Annotated in this window: 18 protein-coding genes; all 18 read right to left on the reverse strand. The window is 35.6% G+C overall.

Features of this window, described 5'->3' with window-relative positions; translation table 11 throughout:
* Positions 1-21: 21 nt before the first annotated feature.
* Positions 22-2,880, reverse strand: coding sequence for an aminomethyl-transferring glycine dehydrogenase (gcvP, locus tag AC4FQ5_RS13705; RefSeq protein ID WP_491144154.1), 2,859 nt, complete (start codon positions 2,878-2,880; stop codon positions 22-24).
* Between the two features lie 595 nt (positions 2,881-3,475).
* Positions 3,476-4,126, reverse strand: coding sequence for a DnaJ domain-containing protein (locus tag AC4FQ5_RS13710; RefSeq protein WP_491144156.1), 651 nt, complete (start codon positions 4,124-4,126; stop codon positions 3,476-3,478).
* A gap of 435 nt (positions 4,127-4,561) precedes the next feature.
* Positions 4,562-4,831, reverse strand: coding sequence for a hypothetical protein (locus AC4FQ5_RS13715; protein WP_491144157.1), 270 nt, complete (start codon positions 4,829-4,831; stop codon positions 4,562-4,564).
* Between the two features lie 233 nt (positions 4,832-5,064).
* A complete protein-coding gene (locus AC4FQ5_RS13720; protein ID WP_491144159.1) occupies positions 5,065-5,403 on the reverse strand; it encodes a hypothetical protein in 339 nt (112 codons plus the stop codon).
* 11 nt (positions 5,404-5,414) lie between these two features.
* A complete protein-coding gene (locus AC4FQ5_RS13725; RefSeq protein WP_129536695.1) occupies positions 5,415-5,969 on the reverse strand; it encodes an RNA polymerase sigma factor in 555 nt (184 codons plus the stop codon).
* Between the two features lie 397 nt (positions 5,970-6,366).
* Positions 6,367-8,370, reverse strand: coding sequence for a S9 family peptidase (locus AC4FQ5_RS13730; RefSeq protein WP_491144162.1), 2,004 nt, complete (start codon positions 8,368-8,370; stop codon positions 6,367-6,369).
* 173 nt (positions 8,371-8,543) lie between these two features.
* A complete protein-coding gene (locus tag AC4FQ5_RS13735; protein ID WP_491144164.1) occupies positions 8,544-9,002 on the reverse strand; it encodes a DoxX family protein in 459 nt (152 codons plus the stop codon).
* Between the two features lie 84 nt (positions 9,003-9,086).
* A complete protein-coding gene (locus AC4FQ5_RS13740) occupies positions 9,087-9,530 on the reverse strand; it encodes an SRPBCC family protein (RefSeq protein ID WP_491144166.1) in 444 nt (147 codons plus the stop codon).
* A gap of 78 nt (positions 9,531-9,608) precedes the next feature.
* Positions 9,609-10,037: an SRPBCC domain-containing protein gene (locus AC4FQ5_RS13745; RefSeq protein ID WP_491144168.1), complete on the reverse strand. Its 429-nt coding sequence runs from the start codon at positions 10,035-10,037 to the stop codon at positions 9,609-9,611.
* 31 nt (positions 10,038-10,068) lie between these two features.
* Complete coding sequence (locus AC4FQ5_RS13750; RefSeq protein WP_491144170.1) at positions 10,069-10,938, reverse strand: SDR family oxidoreductase; 870 nt, start codon at positions 10,936-10,938, stop codon at positions 10,069-10,071.
* Positions 10,939-10,949: 11 nt separating this feature from the next.
* Positions 10,950-11,816 (reverse strand): VOC family protein, encoded by an 867-nt coding sequence (locus tag AC4FQ5_RS13755; protein ID WP_491144172.1) that lies wholly within the window; start codon positions 11,814-11,816, stop codon positions 10,950-10,952.
* An 8-nt stretch (positions 11,817-11,824) separates the two neighbouring features.
* Complete coding sequence (locus AC4FQ5_RS13760) at positions 11,825-12,067, reverse strand: DNA-directed RNA polymerase subunit alpha C-terminal domain-containing protein (RefSeq protein WP_491144174.1); 243 nt, start codon at positions 12,065-12,067, stop codon at positions 11,825-11,827.
* Positions 12,068-12,102: 35 nt separating this feature from the next.
* Entirely contained in the window at positions 12,103-12,516 is a 414-nt protein-coding gene (locus tag AC4FQ5_RS13765) for an SRPBCC family protein (protein ID WP_491144176.1), read from the reverse strand.
* Positions 12,517-12,580: 64 nt separating this feature from the next.
* The gene (locus AC4FQ5_RS13770; RefSeq protein ID WP_491144178.1) at positions 12,581-13,012 is read right to left on the reverse strand and encodes a VOC family protein; all 432 of its coding nucleotides are present in this window, start codon (positions 13,010-13,012) and stop codon (positions 12,581-12,583) included.
* Between the two features lie 83 nt (positions 13,013-13,095).
* Positions 13,096-13,620: a DinB family protein gene (locus AC4FQ5_RS13775; RefSeq protein WP_491144180.1), complete on the reverse strand. Its 525-nt coding sequence runs from the start codon at positions 13,618-13,620 to the stop codon at positions 13,096-13,098.
* Between the two features lie 110 nt (positions 13,621-13,730).
* Positions 13,731-14,138 carry a VOC family protein gene (locus AC4FQ5_RS13780; RefSeq protein WP_491144182.1) on the reverse strand — a complete coding sequence of 136 codons (408 nt, stop codon included), beginning with the start codon at positions 14,136-14,138 and terminating at the stop codon, positions 13,731-13,733.
* A gap of 78 nt (positions 14,139-14,216) precedes the next feature.
* Positions 14,217-14,807, reverse strand: a complete 591-nt coding sequence (locus AC4FQ5_RS13785) for a Crp/Fnr family transcriptional regulator (protein ID WP_491144183.1) — start codon at positions 14,805-14,807, stop codon at positions 14,217-14,219.
* 201 nt (positions 14,808-15,008) lie between these two features.
* On the reverse strand, positions 15,009-16,220 hold the full coding sequence (locus AC4FQ5_RS13790; protein WP_491144185.1) for a DUF763 domain-containing protein: 1,212 nt from the start codon (positions 16,218-16,220) through the stop codon (positions 15,009-15,011).
* Between the last annotated feature and the right edge of the window lie 98 nt (positions 16,221-16,318).

A 16,318-nucleotide genomic window follows, 5' to 3' on the forward strand; every position in this document is an offset into this window, starting at 1 on the left:
TCTATATTTAAAAAACTTTAGTTACATATAAGCTTCAATCGGCTCACAAGTACAAACTAAGTTTCTGTCTCCGTAAGCTTCATCAACTCTGGAAACTGAGGCAAAGAATTTGTGATCTCTAACCCAATCCAACGGATAAGCAGCTTTTTCTCTGCTGTATGGTTTATCCCAAGAATCAGAAATTACCAACTGCTCGGTGTGAGGAGCATTTTTCAATACGTTGTTTGACTGATCAGCATCACCGTTGGCAATCTCGTCGATCTCATGTTTGATGGCGATAAGAGCTTCTGCAAAACGGTCGATTTCAGATTTGCTTTCAGATTCAGTCGGCTCGATCATCAATGTTCCTGCAACCGGGAAAGAAACCGTAGGTGCGTGGAAACCATAATCCATCAATCTTTTTGCAACATCAGCCACTTCAATTCCTAAAGATTTGAACTGACGGAAATCTACGATACATTCGTGTGCTACTCTACCTTCTGTATTTGAATATAAAATAGGGAAATGTTCTGCTAAGATTTCTTTTAAATAATTGGCATTTAAAATTGCATGTTCAGTTGCTTTCTTCAAACCTGAAGTTCCCAACATCTTGATGTAAGCGTAGGAAATATTTAAGATCAATCCAGAACCGTAAGGTGCAGCAGAAATTCCTTCGATAGCTTCTTTTGAACCTACTTTAATGTTTGCATTCGTTGGTAAGAAAGGAACTAAGTGCTTCGCAACACAGATCGGACCAACACCTGGACCTCCACCTCCGTGAGGAATAGCAAAAGTTTTGTGAAGATTAAGGTGACAAACGTCTGCTCCGATATTTCCCGGACTTGTATATCCTACCTGAGCGTTCATGTTTGCACCGTCCATATAAACCTGTCCGCCGTGATCGTGAACCAATTGAGTAATTTCTTTAATATTAGCATCAAAGAATCCGTACGTTGACGGATATGTGATCATCACACAAGATAAGTTTTCAGAATGTTGTTCTGTTTTTGCTTTGAAGTCTTCGAAATCAATTTCTCCGCTTTCAAGATTTTTAACAACTACAATCTTCATCCCTGCCATTGCTGCAGAAGCCGGGTTTGTTCCGTGTGCAGACTGTGGAATTAACACTACATTTCTGTGACCTTCACCTCTTGAGATATGATATTGTCTGATTACCATCAATCCTGCATATTCTCCCTGTGCTCCTGAATTTGGCTGAAGTGAAGTTCCCGCAAAACCAGTGATCTCTGAAAGATCTTTCTCTAATTCTTTGATCATTTCCTGATACCCTCCTGCTTGATTTACCGGTACAAATGGGTGAACACTTCCCCAGTCTGCCCACGAAAGTGGCAGCATCTGAGTCGCAGCATTCAGCTTCATTGTACAAGAACCAAGAGAGATCATTGAATGAGTTAAAGATAAATCTTTTCTTTCAAGACGTTTGATATAACGCATCAACTCCGTCTCTGTATGGTATTTGTTGAATACTTCTTCCGTAAGAATTTCATCTTTTCTAAGATTTTCTTCAGGAATACTGTATCCTTCTTTTATTTCTAATTTAAATGTCTGCTTGTCTTTAAACTGAGCGAAAGAAGCCATCAGAACATTTAATTTTTCCAATGTTGTACTTTCATTGATTGCAATGCTTACAACTCCTTCTGTGAAATAATTAAGATTCAGTCTGTGATCAAGCATCATTCTCATCAGTCGTGCTTTCTCATCTTCTTTCATCTCAATTTTCACTGTATCAAAAATCGGCTCTTCAACCGTCTGATAACCTAAAGCTTTTAATCCGCCTTTCAAAGCATTTGCTTTAAAGTGAATCTGGTCAGCAATATAGTTTAATCCTTTCGGACCGTGATAAACAGCGTACATTCCTGCCATAACCGCTAAAAGAACCTGAGCCGTACAGATGTTTGAAGTTGCTCTTTCTCTTTTAATGTGTTGCTCTCTCGTTTGCAAAGCCATTCTCAAAGCACGTTTTCCGTACATATCCTGAGAAACACCGATGATTCTTCCCGGAATATCTCTTTTGTAATCTTCTTTACAAGAGAAAAATGCTGCGTGAGGACCACCATAACCTAATGGAATACCAAATCTCTGTGAAGTACCAACCGCACAGTCAGCACCCATTGACGCAGGAGATTTCAATTTAACCAAAGCCATCGGATCACAAGCTACAACAACCTGTAAGTCTAATTTTTTATATTCAGTGATATCTTCTGTATAATCTAAAACAATTCCATTTTTACCTGGATATTGCAATAAAACTCCGTAGTAAGATTCGTCGAACTGGTGCGTTTTGTGATCACCTTCAACGATTTCGATTGCTAAACCTTCAGCTTTTGTTTTTAAAACAGAAACGGTTTGAGGTAAAACTAAATCAGAGATAAAAAACTTATTTGCTCCCGCTTTTTTCTGATCTTTCGTTCTGTTATTGAAGAACATATGCATTGCTTCTGCAGCTGCTGTAGATTCGTCAAGCAAAGATGCATTTGCTAAAGCAAAACCCGTCAAATCGCACACAACAGTCTGATAATTAAGCAACGCTTCTAATCTTCCCTGGGCAATTTCCGCCTGATAAGGAGTATACGCCGTATACCAGCTTGGGTTTTCAAAGATATTTCTCTGAATTGCCGATGGCAACAAGGTATTGTGGTATCCAAAACCGATATAGCTTGTATAATCGGTGTTTTTTGCTGCCAATTCTTTCGAATGATTCAGCATCTGATATTCTGAAAGTGGCTCTGAAATGTTCAGATCATTTTCTAAACGGATAGATGATGGAATGGTTTGAGAAATCAATTCTTCGATACTTGAAACGCCAACTTTTTCCAACATAGCCTGTTTATCGGCTTCATTTAAGGAGATGTGACGGCTCACAAACTGTTCTGTATTCATTTTTATATATTAGATTTTGTTTGAAAAAAAAGATTCGTAAAATTACGATTTTTAAAATGATTTCGCAACCTAAGTAGCTGATAGTAATTAGCTTTTTGCTATTGGCTTTATAATTAGTGCTTTGAATCTTATCAATGTGTGATTACAAGTAGTAAAGTGGAATTTATTTAAATCTTCTATCGAAACAATTTGGGTTATAAAGTTCTTGTACTAATAGCTCAATTTGAACACGGGGGACACCAAGTTTTTTTACTCTTAATTGTTTTTAAGTTTCACAAAGCCGTGTTACTTATAAGTGCTCACGAAGTTTTTCTAGTTATAGAAAAGTATGAATAAATGCTAAATCGGATTTAAAACATCACCTCAAACCATCTGTTAATCAGCATTTAAAGAAATTTTAAATTTTATTAATTATATTTATTCTAAATTAATATATTTGCAGCATGAATATCATTACTCCGTTTAAAGTTCCGCCATTGGCTCCGGCATTTTCTTTCAAGAATGAAGAAATATTCTGTGGCGATAAAAAATCTTGTTGTAAAAAATTTAAAAAAGGGAAACGTTGCAAAAAATGCCCTGGAAATAAGAAATTGGCTTAGTTAGTTAGACTGCTGATTAAAAAATAAATTGCTAAAGCTAAAATCAATAATCCAAAAATTAAGCGAAAAATTTTTGGCTGACCTTTAGGATTTGTTGCAGTTCGAGGCTGTGATTTAAAGAGTTCTTCCGCTCTATCTCTAAACTTTTCACCGTCACTTTCAAAAACCTCAGTAATGGTAATTCCCTGAACGGCAGTTTTGTGCAAGAGAGAATTGGTTGCATGAAGCAAAAGCTGAAATTTACCTTCTTTAAACTCTGTGATTTTAAAAATCCTTTCACCATAGGCTTTTTCCAATCCAAAAGGTAAAACTTTCACCACATCAGCATTTTGTGTTTGCCAGGTAATAATAATCTCCTCTCCTTTTTTTGCATGAATTTTATTCGCCGAAAAAGTTTTTATCACTGGCGGAACGGTATATCTGAAACTTTTCTGGAGACTTTCCAAATTCTGATCATACGTAATTCTTCTTCCCTTATCACTGAGTGTTTCATAAGCTTCCTGAATTTCTTTGAAACGTTCTGCAAAAAAATCATCGTTCTGATTTTTATCGGGATGGTATTTTAATGAAAGTTTCCGGTATGATTTTTTGATGTCTTCATCTGAAGCATCACGAGAAATCCCTAGAAAATAGTAGTAGTCTTTCATTTAGGATAACAAAAATAAGAATTTTGTTATTGCGGACAAAAATAAAGAGACCACGAATGCACGAATTTTATCATTATAAGCATATAATTTTAACGCAAAGGTCGATAAGATATTTTTAAGATTGATTAAGAATTTTTTTAGTTTGCAAGAGTGTTTGACAAAATCTAATCTACGATTGCACTCAGCAAATGGTAGCAGTATTATTTAGTTTTTATCATGAGTGAAAAATTGCCGTGTTTGTCATTCCGCAGGAATCTAAGCATTAATTTATCTTCGTTGCCAAGATTCCTCCGGAATGACAAATTTTATGTTGATTTAATGTATAAAAACTCGTGCATTCGTGGCAAAAAAATCATTCGCTACAAAAAAAGTTCCGGCGCGGGAAGCAAAGCTTCCCGCGCCGGAACTAAACAATTTCAATTTAGTTACTTTTTATTATGCTTCTGTAAAATCTTCTTTCTTCGCATCTTTTCTGCAGCATCTTGAAGCAAATTCTTTCTTAAACTTTCCTTTCAATTCCTGATATTGCTCGTCATCCATTTCTCTGATTTTGTCTGCCAATCCGAAAGGTGATTTTTCTTTGATTCCGTATTCATTGAAAATACCTCTTACAAATCTTTTCCTTTCAATTACTTTTTTGGCGACCATTGCAACTCCGGCAACGGCAAGTGCTCCTAGAACACCTTTTAATACTGAATTTTTCATTTTCTTAAATTTTAAATTTTACTACTTCTTGTTTTTAAATAGGTCTTACTAAAATCAAAATATTAACGCAAAGTCCGCAAAGTTTTTTTTACCAGCTAACTGTTTTTAAGTTTCGCAAAGGCGTTTCACTCAGCTAAGAACACAAGGTTTTTTATTATTAATAAGACAGATACTTCTTTTTTATAGAGACGAATTCGTTTTAGTTTTTACTTTACTACTTCAAAAATTTTAAACTATTCGTTATTTCTGTTGAAAAATCCTGTTGAGCATTTCTGTCTCCAGACTTCTTTGAATTTTTCTTTTTCTTCCTCAGACATTCCTTCCATTTTATGTCTCAGATGCTTTTCTTTCATATCCTGCATTCCCCTTCCGAATTTCCCGTGAAAACCTCCGAAAAGAATTTTACTCAATACCAAAATTCCCATCGCCTGCCAGTAATTGATACTTTTCACACCGATAATTTCGGGTAAAATGCAGTTCCAAAGCCACATCACAATCAATGCAACGGCAAGGAAAATCAAGGGCGGACATAAAATTAAAAGTGCCCAGCTTTTTTTATATTTATTGTTCATTTTATTTATTTCTAATTATTTAAATCTTCGTACAACTGTCTCAATCTGTTTCTCAAATGCTTCACTGCATAATTTTTTCTGCTGATGATGGTTTTTATATTTTCACCCTGTTCATCAGCGATTTCCTGCAAAGTTTTGTCGTTCAGTTCGTTTTCCATGTAGACCAGTTTCTGTTTTTCGGGAAGTTCTTCTAAAGCTTCAAACAATTTCTTCCAGATTTCATCCTGAAACATTTTCACATCGGGTCCGGCGCTGTCGTCGAGCAACAGAATATCTTTTATCGAAAACGAACCGTCTTCATCTTCGTAGACGAAATCTTCAAGGTTTTCGGTTTTCTTTTTTCTGTATTTATCGATGATTTTATTTGAAGTAACGCGATACAACCATCCGCCGACATTTACAATTTCAGAAAGATTGGTCAAACTGCTGAACTGATACCAAACTTCTTGCAGAATATCTTCCGCATCTTCGGTATTTTTCACTTTCGGGCGAATGAAAGACATCAGTTTTCCTCCGTAACTCGATACGGTTTGCGAAATAATGTTTTCCTTTTCCTTCTGTGGCATTGTTATTTTCTCGGCAATCTCCATATTGCTATGACGATTGTACTTTTTGTTTTACTTTAATGAATGTAAAGATTTTTTTTGACATTTCAATTTTTCGTCTGTTAATCGTGTTTTTGTTGTAAGATTTTTTTCGGGAGCTGATCCGGCTATCCACTATTACTCCTCGCAAGCAAGCCTGCCCTGAGCCTGCCGAAGGGCTTGCTGCGGGGTAGCCGTTTCTATCCGGGCTATAGAACCACCCCCGTCTTAATTTTCTTTGAAAATTGATCCACCCTCCAAAGGAGGGGAATTCTGTGCGCTGAAATATTTTTAAGAAATGAGTCATTGTTTTGCTCTTCAAAACAAAAAAAAACGGAAAGTAAAATACTTCCCGTTCGTTCTATAAACTTGTTGAAATTTATTTATTAAAATTTTCAGCGAAGAAACCCAGCATATATTTATACAATTCAAGTCTGTTAGGTTCTTTTCCGAATCCGTGTCCTTCGTCGTATTTTACCATATAAGGAACTTCAAAACCTTTACCTCTTAAAGCTTTTACGATTTGATCTGATTCATTAATATTAACTCTCGGATCATTTGCGCCCTGAACCACAAACAATGGCTTTTTAATTTTATCAATCTGGAAAACAGGTGAAACTTCTTTCGCAATTTTAGCTTCTTCAGGATTATCCAAATCGTACCATATCTGCTTAACCATTTCTTTGTAAGGTTTCCAATATTCAGGGAAAGAATCGAAGAATGTGAAGATATTTGAAACACCTACATAATCAACACCACAAGAATATAAATCCGGAGTTTTGATCAATCCCATCAAAGTAGCATAACCACCGTGACTTCCGCCATAGATGGCAATTTTATCTTTATCTACCCAACCTTGCGAAATGGCATATTTCACTCCGTCTTCCACATCATCCATTGCTTTTCTACCAATCTGTTTATAGCCAGAATTTTGAAATTCTTTACCATAACCGCCAGAAATTCTGAAGTTAGCCTGTAAAGTTGCATACCCACGACTTGCAAATAATTGAGTCTCAGGATTAAATCCCCAATCATCTCTGATTCCCTGCGGACCACCGTGAGGATTTACAATCAAAGGAACTTTCTGACCATCAACAGCTGCTTTTGGCAATGTAATATACCCATGAATTGTCAGACCATCTCTGCTTTTGAATTCGATAGGTCTCATCTCTGCCATGTCTTCTTCTTTTAACTGAGGCATAAGGTCGACAAGAAGTTTTAATTTTTTAGATTTTACATCATACTCGTAATATTTCCCGTACAGCTTATCACTGTCAACCACCACTAAAAGCTTAGAATCGCTATCATCCGAAGAAACTACATAAAACTGTTTGTCACCAAACTCAGATTTTAAATGAGTATCAACTTCCTTATAAAATTGACTTACAGGAATGATTTCATTTTTGATGCCATTATAACTGATATAATCTAATTCGTAATTTCTGTTTTTACCAGCTATGCTTACAGAGTTCACATCAAAAGTTGGATTAGAATAAACTTCTTTAATGACCGCATTTTTTTTCAAATCGTACAGAACAATTCTCGATTTGTCGCTATCCAGATTCGTAACAACATATGCCTCATCTTTATTTTTTGAATGATCATTAAATATCATGATGCTGAATGTATCTTTCCAGTCTGTAGATTTTATAAGATCAAACTTTCCTGACTGCAAATTCTTATAGTACGTTTTTGTTGTTAAACCGTTTTCTAAAATCGTATAGCCTCTCAAATTTCCTTCTTTATCAAAAAGGTAACCGTCAATCGGATTTTTGGGGTCATTATTTTCAAAAAGCTGAGTCATTTCACCTGTAACAAAGTTTATTTTGAAAGGCTCAAAAATCTGCTTGTTGTTTTTATTCATGGTGACCACAACAAAGTCGGTATCCTTGATGATCTGCACCAAACCAATAGTTACCCCATCAAAAGGCGTGAGGTCTTTAAGGTTTTTTCCATCAATATCTGCTGCATACAAATGGAGATTTTCATTTCCACTCCTGTCCTGAGTATAAAAAAGACGTTTTTTATTTAACCATCCGTAACTCCTGATCAGATCTTCTTTTTCCACAAGCGCTTTGGTAACTTTTCCGGTTGCCAGGTCTTTTACGAAAACATGATTTTTGCTGTCCTTATCCTTTTCTTTATAAGACAAATATTTCCCGTCTGGCGAGATTTTAAACTGTGAAGACTTTGGTCTTGCAAAATAATCTTCAACCTTGTATTTAAAGTTTCCTTTATCATACGAAATCAGCTTTTCTAAAGTAGCTTTAGAAGAAACCAATGTCGGATCACCAGGTAATTTTGTTGTGGAGGTCTGTGCATTCATCATTATTGCTGATATGACCACTTGAGCGGTAGTCAAAATTTTAGTATTAATATTCATAATATGTATGGATTTTAGTTTAAAATGATCAGTTATTTCAATTAATTATATCTTAATTAGACAACCAAAAGCACAAAATTGTTACACCCTTTTCTCCAATCGTGAAGTTACTTACAAAAAAACCGGAAAGTAAATGCTATCCGGTTTTATAATAATGTAAAAATTTCTCTGATTTAATTTAAATAAATTCCGAAATACCAAGTCCATGCAATTAAAATAATCTGCATCGGAATTCTTTCTTTATACAAATAAGCCATTCCGGGACCTGAATAATCACCTTTGAAAATATTGACATTCTTTTTAGATGAATTGACATTGGCTGCAAAAACCAGAATATAAAAAATGATCAATAAAATTGCGGTCATCTCACGAATTGAAGGAATCATCAATCCGATTCCTGCGGCAATTTCTAAAACTCCTGTAAAATACACCCAGAATAATTTAGCCGGAATAAAATCAGGAATCATTAATGCCATTCCTTTCTGAAATTTAAAGTGAGAAAATCCGGTAAAAATGATAAAAACTGCCATTCCCAAATTTCCGGCAAATAAAAAATTCCAGTTTCCCTGAATAAATTTGCTTCCTACTAAAGCTAAAATAAATGTCACAAAAAGAATGCTCAGTAATTTCATATTATCAAATTATTTTAATGACAACAAAGCTAAGTTAAAAGCCATAACCCGACAAATTATACATGAGCAACCATATGATTTAAACTAATTTGCTTCTGCAAGATTCTTAACAACTTCCAGACCTTTGTTGAAACCGTTATTCATATGTTCTTCCCAGTTTTTTTCTACCTGAACTTCTGTATGAAGTTTAGTTTTACCATCATAATCTATGAGAATATATTTTTCAAAACAACCGCTCCATTGTTTAATTTCCATACTTTCAGTGTCTTCCACGCCATTTTTATCTACCATTCCGAGATGTTTAAAAATAATCTGATCAGGTTCTTCCAGACTGTCAATTGTTGAGACCATACCTTCACCTTCCTGATTGACAAAATATGTTTTTCCGCCGACTTTCCAGTCAGATTTCATTTGAGAACCCGGACTGAAAAATTTTGTCCATTCACTGTAAGTGTTTTCTCCCCAAAGCACATCCCATACTTTTTGTTTTGGTGCATTAATGATGATTTCGTAAGATAAAGTTTCCATAATTTTATTTTTATTTTAAATATACAGTAAACTACTGCTATTAATAATAGTTTAGTGAAAATTCTTGAATATTGAGATTTATAACTGATTTTCAGACAGATTTTTAACGTTTTGAAGAGCCCGCGGAAATTTGTCTTCAAAAAAACCTTTGAATTCTTCAGAAGAGTTGATTTTTGCCGTCAGCTTTGTTCCGGTTTCAGTTTCTTCCAGAATATAAGATTCTATAGCATTTCCCCAATCCTGAGGAACTTCTACCCCATCGTAGATTTCTCCCAGATGAATAAAACTCATTTCTTTGTTGGGATCGTTTTTCAAAACACGGCTGTACATACCGTTGTTATTAGGATCAAAAAATTTCATCAGGCTGTCTTCTTTCCATGTTCCGATATAAAACGAGCCCTCCGTGAAAGCAGAAGTCCATTGTCTGTAGCTCAAATCGTCCCAAAGTACACTCCAGACTTTCTCCGGAGTAGCATCTATTTCAATATTATATTCTAAAGTTTCCATATATTTTTACAGTTAGGTTTAAATAAGGTTATTATCCTCCGACAAAATCGCCGCCGTTGATGTGAATAATTTCTCCGGTTATAAAACTTGAATCCTCAGAAGCAAGAAAAACATAAGCCGGAGCGACTTCCGATGGCTGCCCTGCTCTTTTTAAAGGAGTATCTTTTCCGAAAGATGCAATATCTTCAAAAGTTTCTTTCACTAGAGGCGTCCAGATTGGTCCCGGAGCAACTCCGTTTACCAATATTTTTTTCTCAGCAAGATTTACCGAAAGTGAACGGATAAATGTGGCAATCGCTCCCTTCGTTGCAGAATAATCAATCAAATGTTCGCTTCCGCGATATGCGGTAACAGAAGTTGTGCAGATTATTCTTCCGCCTTTTTTCATCAGTTTTAAAAGATCTCTGGTAAAAGAAATCATTGAAACAATATTGACATTAAAAGTTTCGGAAATCTGATCGTCGGAAATCTTTTCAACGTCACTTTTCGGGAATTGAATTCCGGCATTGTTAACGAGAATGTCAATTTCTTTCCATTCTTTCTTTATTTTTTCCAGGCATTTATTCCGAAATGCTTTCTTTGAAATATCCCCTTTCATTAAGATACATTGCTGACCTTCTTTTTCTACAAGTTTCAGGGTTTCTTTAGCATCTTTATCACTTTCTTTGTAGATAATGATAACATCAGCGCCTTCTCTGGCAAAATGAACGGCTACAGACTGTCCGATTCCGCTGTCACCACCGGAAATGATCGCTTTTTTGTTGATCAGTTTTTTGCTTCCTAAATAATTTTTTCTGATAATCTCAGGATAAAGACCGTCTTGGGTACTTTTGAGAGAGATTTTGACCTGTTCTGCGTTTTCATAAGCAAATCTTTTTAACGCAATCACATCAAACAGCAAGCCGAAAAGATTTAGGAATGATAAGCCTCTTCCAGATCTTTAATGATGATTTTCTGCATTTTCATCATTGCCTGAACAACTTTCTGAGCTTTCTCCTGATCAGGATCACTCATCAGCTGAATCAGTTTTTTCGGAACAATTTGCCAGCTGAATCCGAATGTATCTTTCAGCCAACCGCACATACTTTCTCTTCCTCCATCGCTAGTAAGTGAATTCCAAAGATGATCTGTCTGTTCCTGATCATCAGTCATGACAACCATAGAAATTCCTTCGTTGAAGTCAAATTTGTGATCGTAAGAATTATCCATGCAGAACATAGAATAACCGTCAATTTCAAAATGAGCGTGCTGTACATTTTCCGGAACTTCATGGTTTTCATCTCCTACTCCGTCTCCATATTTTAAAACTCTCCCAATCCTGGAATTTGGGAAAATCTGGGTATACAATTCCATCGCTTCCATTGCTTTTCCATTGTTTTGATGAATGAACATCAGAGTCGGAATAATTTTCTGCTCATTGTCTTTTTCACCCAAATACAATTGCCATGTCACTCCGAATTTATCGCGAACCCAACCGTATTTTTTACTCCACGGATAAGAATCGAGAGGCATCAAAGCAATTCCTCCCTGTTCCAATTGATCCCAATATTTCTGAACTTCATCTTCCGTTTCACACATGACCATAAAAGAGACCGAAGCATTTTTTTCAAATTGCGGACCGCCGTTTAAAAGCATCAGTTTCTGACCAAAAAGATCAATATTTAATACCACAGGTGTATCTTCTGTGATGGTTCCGTTAAAAACTTTGCAGTAAAATTCTGCTGATTCTTTGCCATCTCTGTCATACCAAAGACATGGAAATATATCGTTGTTCATCATTATAAAATTCAGTTTTGATTTTTGAAATAAATATTACTTTCTTTCATGTAATTTTTCAGTTTTTCAATCGTATTCTTTCCGAAGCCATGAAGCTGTAAAATTTCTTTCTCAGAATAGTCTGCGAGTTTTTCTAAAGAATCTATCTTTTCTTTTTCCAGGGCTCTTCTTGCGGGCATTGCAATAATTCCCTCCAAAAAATTGTCAGACACCGCATGACGATCAGTACAAATGGGTTTTAAAAACTTTGCCATTATTACTAAATTGATCATGAGTTAAGAAAAATATTTTAATGATTTTCCACATACTTATGGAAGTTGTTCAGAATTGCATACCAACCATCACGCTGCATTTCGACTGAGTTTTGTTTTTCAGGATCAAAAATCTCAGTAACCTTTGTTGTATTTTCGTCTATCTTTTCAAATATGACTTCTACCTTTCTACCATCCTCAATGTGATATTTAATCTTTTCATTCGGAATAACCTCATCATAAATTCCAATAAAGTCAAAACCAAAACTTCCGTCTTTGGCTTCCATTCTGTTGTTGAATTTTCCACCGACTCTCAAGTCATTTTCAGATCTTGGACATTCCCAGCTTTCGTGAGCAAAATTCCATTTCATGATATGCTTCGGGGTGTTGAAATAATCCCAGACTTTTTCTACGGGTGCTAAAATCGTGATGTCTATTTTTATCGGATCCATTGCCTATTTTTTTAAAAGTAAGGGCAGCCAAAATTCAGTTACCCTTTATTATTTAAATATAAGATTATTTTGTGTACTCTTCGTTATAATTAATCATCCAGTAAACACCGAATTTATCCTGAAAGCTTCCAAAATAGTCACCCCAAAACTGATCTTCCAGAGGCATTTCAACATTTCCGCCTTCCGAAAGGGCTTTGAAAATTCGGTCTGCATCTTCTCTTGAATCGGGGAAAATAGAAACGTAATTGTTGTTTCCAACCGTTAAGGTCTGTCCGAATGACGGAACGATGTCTGAAGCCATCAGAAGATCGCCACCAACCGGTAATGCGATGTGCATCACACGGTTTTTCTCTTCATCAGATAAATTTTCTGTTCCGGGAGCATTTCCCATTTTGTGGATTCCGCCAACGAATTCTCCGCCGAAAATAGATTTGTAAAACGTAAATGCTTCTTCTGCTTTACCATCAAAATTGAGGTATGGATTTAATTTTGCCATGATTTCGTGTTAGTTAGTTAGTTAGTTAGTTAGTTAGTTAGTTAGTTGAAATTAATCTTTAATCTTTAATCTTTAATCTTTAATCAATACTTCATATTCTCATCAAAGTCATACTTCATTCCTTCATAGCCAAGAATTCTGCGCATTAATCCGATTTGCCCGGAAAGATAATCTTCACGACCGATACACATTCCGACAAAATTGAGAACGTTTTCAGGGAAAAATTCGATGTTCATTCCCATTGGGAAATCTTTATCCAAATCTTCGTCAGAAACTTCCAATAATTTTTGATACACTACAGGTGAAATTTTATGAAAACTTTCTTTTAGCTGTTGTAAAGTCGGATATTTGAAACTTTCATCCAAGGCTTTTCCCTGAGAGAAATATTCTTTGAATTGAAATTCTTCTTCGATTCCTAGTACATTTCCCATTGCATAACGCATATCAAGGAAATTCCCAACCATCCAAATAATGTGATTAGTTCTGCCTTCAATTCTTTTCAAAGCATCTTCTTCGGAAATTCTATCAAGAACCATCATAAAGTTTTGGCTGTGTCCACGGAATGCGGGAATAATAATGTCTAATTTTTTTGATTTTGGTGTGTCCATATTGTTTGATTTTTTATTTTCCACAGATTTATACAGATTCTTTTATCTTGCAGATTACGCAGATTTATTTGTAAAAATTGGATGCAATTTTGTGGCTTTTGTTTTTAATATTATTCAGTAGGCATTTGAGATATATCTGCAAACATCACATTCCAGCCGTGACCGTTGATGTCCCAAAATGAATTTTGATACATCCATCCGTGATCCTGAGGTTCCTCATGTTGAGTGGCACCGTTTGCAACTGCTGCATTTACAATCTCGTCGACTTCTTCACGACTGTTTAAACCAATGGTAACCAAAACCTGTGTAGTGTCTCCTTTTGGAACAGGTCTTTCAGAAAAAGTCTGAAAATATTCTTCGGTTAAAAACATGACAAATGTATTATCGTTTAAAACCACACAGACCGCTTTCTCATCTGAAAACTGTTCGTTAATTGTAAATCCTACATTACTCCAGAATTCTTTTGTTCTCTGAATATCTTTTACAGGAAGGTTGACATAGATCTGATTAATTTTCATTTTGTAATTTTTAATGTTAAAAACTTTTAACCAAAATTACCAAGTCACCCCGAAAATCAACTTGTCATAAGGCAAGATTTAAATTTTCTTCGGATGAGAGACCAATTCTTTACGGATTCGGCTTAATGAAGTGTCTGTAACTCCAAGATATGAAGCGATTTGCTTAAGAGGGGCAAACTGTATCACCTGATGTTTTTGTTCTAAAAGATTGAGGTAACGTTTCGTGGCAGACAATGTGAACATTTCTACAGAACGTTGTTTGTATATGAAAAGCTGTTGCGACATCCAGGATCTTCCCCATTCTCTGAGGTTGGGAATTTTATGAAAAAGTTCCTGAAAAGTATCAAAACTGAACCTCCAACATTCGCAATCTGTAATGCAGACGATATTTTCCTGAGTCGGAATTCTTTGGAAAAGCGAAGAAACATCAATAATAATTTCGTTTTCCACAAAAAAATTTGTGGTTACTTCGTTTCCGTTAAAATCATTGACAAATGATCGGGCAAGACCTTTTTCAAGAATATAATATTCGTTGGCCGTTTTTCCTTCTTCGAGAATGTAGTCTCCTTTCTGGAAACAGACCTTTTCATGAGCCTGAAAAATTTCAACAAGTTCTTCATCCAGAAAAAAAGGAAAATCATAACAGATTTCTAAGGCTTTGCTTGTCATTCAATCTATGTTTTTAATTTTTTAAAATTAAAATTTTTATTGGAATGGTGAAATATTTAAATCAAAAAAGTTTTTAACACATAAAAATTTACACATTCATTTTCTCATTCCGGAAGAATCTCAGCGAAGAGTTTGGTTTAAACCGTTGAGATTCCTACTGAATGACAAAGTGGATAATCAACTATAATTTAAAATTTAATTTTAAAATAAAGAAAGCTGAATCGGCTTTGGTTTTGAAGGTTTTTCAGCATCCCCGAAAACGGTTTTACCACCGAATCGCCATGAGTTTTGGCGCTCCTCTTCAATCACATCGTTAATATCAAAATCCGGAGTAAAGTTTTTCTCAGCTTCAGAAATGATGGTGTGAAGTTTATTGATCGATTTTAATTTATCTGAATTTCCCAGTTTTGATTTTTCGATTCCTTTTTGCAAAATAGTAATCGTTTCATCATAAACATTGATCGGAACAGGAAACGGATGCCCGTCTTTTCCGCCATGCGCAAAAGAAAATCTCGCAGGATCACGGAATCTTGACGGTGCACCGTGAATAACTTCGCTAACCAAAGCCAGACTTTGTAAAGTACGCGGTCCAACTCCTTTTAGTAATAATAGTTCTTCAAAATTTTCAGGCTGGTTTTCTCTGGTCATGTACAGGAGTGTTCCCAATTTTTTTAAATCGACATCAGAAGCACGAACATCATGATGTGATGGTAAAATCAGATTGGCAAAATCCTGCATGATTTTTTCTGAATGGGTATGAGAAATTTCAAGAATTCCTTTTCGGTTTTCTTTAGCTTCACTGGCTGTCAGATTCAGAATCTGCCCCTGATTGATTCCCTGAATCCCTTTGTGGGGTTCGTCAACAAAAGATTCCATATTTTCAGAATGCCAATGATAACGTCTTGCCGTTCCGTCTGCATCGTTCATTCCCTGCTGTACAACTGCCCAATTTCCTTGGTCTGAAACGATGAAATTATGAAGATATAACTGATACCCATCCTGAATTGCCGTATTGTCGACTTTTGCAGACAGTTTACTTGCACGAACCAGCTCAGTTCCATTTAACCCTGTTTTATCGGCAATAATAAGAAGTTCATTAGGAGTTTCTTTTGAAAACCTGCCTTTTCCGCCACAAATATAAATTCCTAGTTCTTTGGATCTCGGATTGATACTTTGTTTCAACGATCCCATTACTGAAGTGGTAATTCCTGAAGAATGCCAATCCATTCCCATGACAGCACCGAAACTCTGAAACCAGAATGGATCTGCCAATCTTTTCAAAACCTCATCTTTTCCGTAATCGGCTAATATGACTTCTACAATTGAAAGTCCGAGTATCGACATACGCTCGTAAAGCCAGGGCGGGACTTTTCCGTAGTGAAGAGGTAATGTTGCGGTTCCGGAGCGTTTCATTCCGTAAAGGTAGTTTTAATTATAAATAATTTTGATGATTTGAAGCAGTTTTTAAACACGAAGAACACAAATTCTTTTCACAAATTTCACGAAAAGAG

This window comes from Chryseobacterium sp. DT-167 (assembly GCF_058310155.1).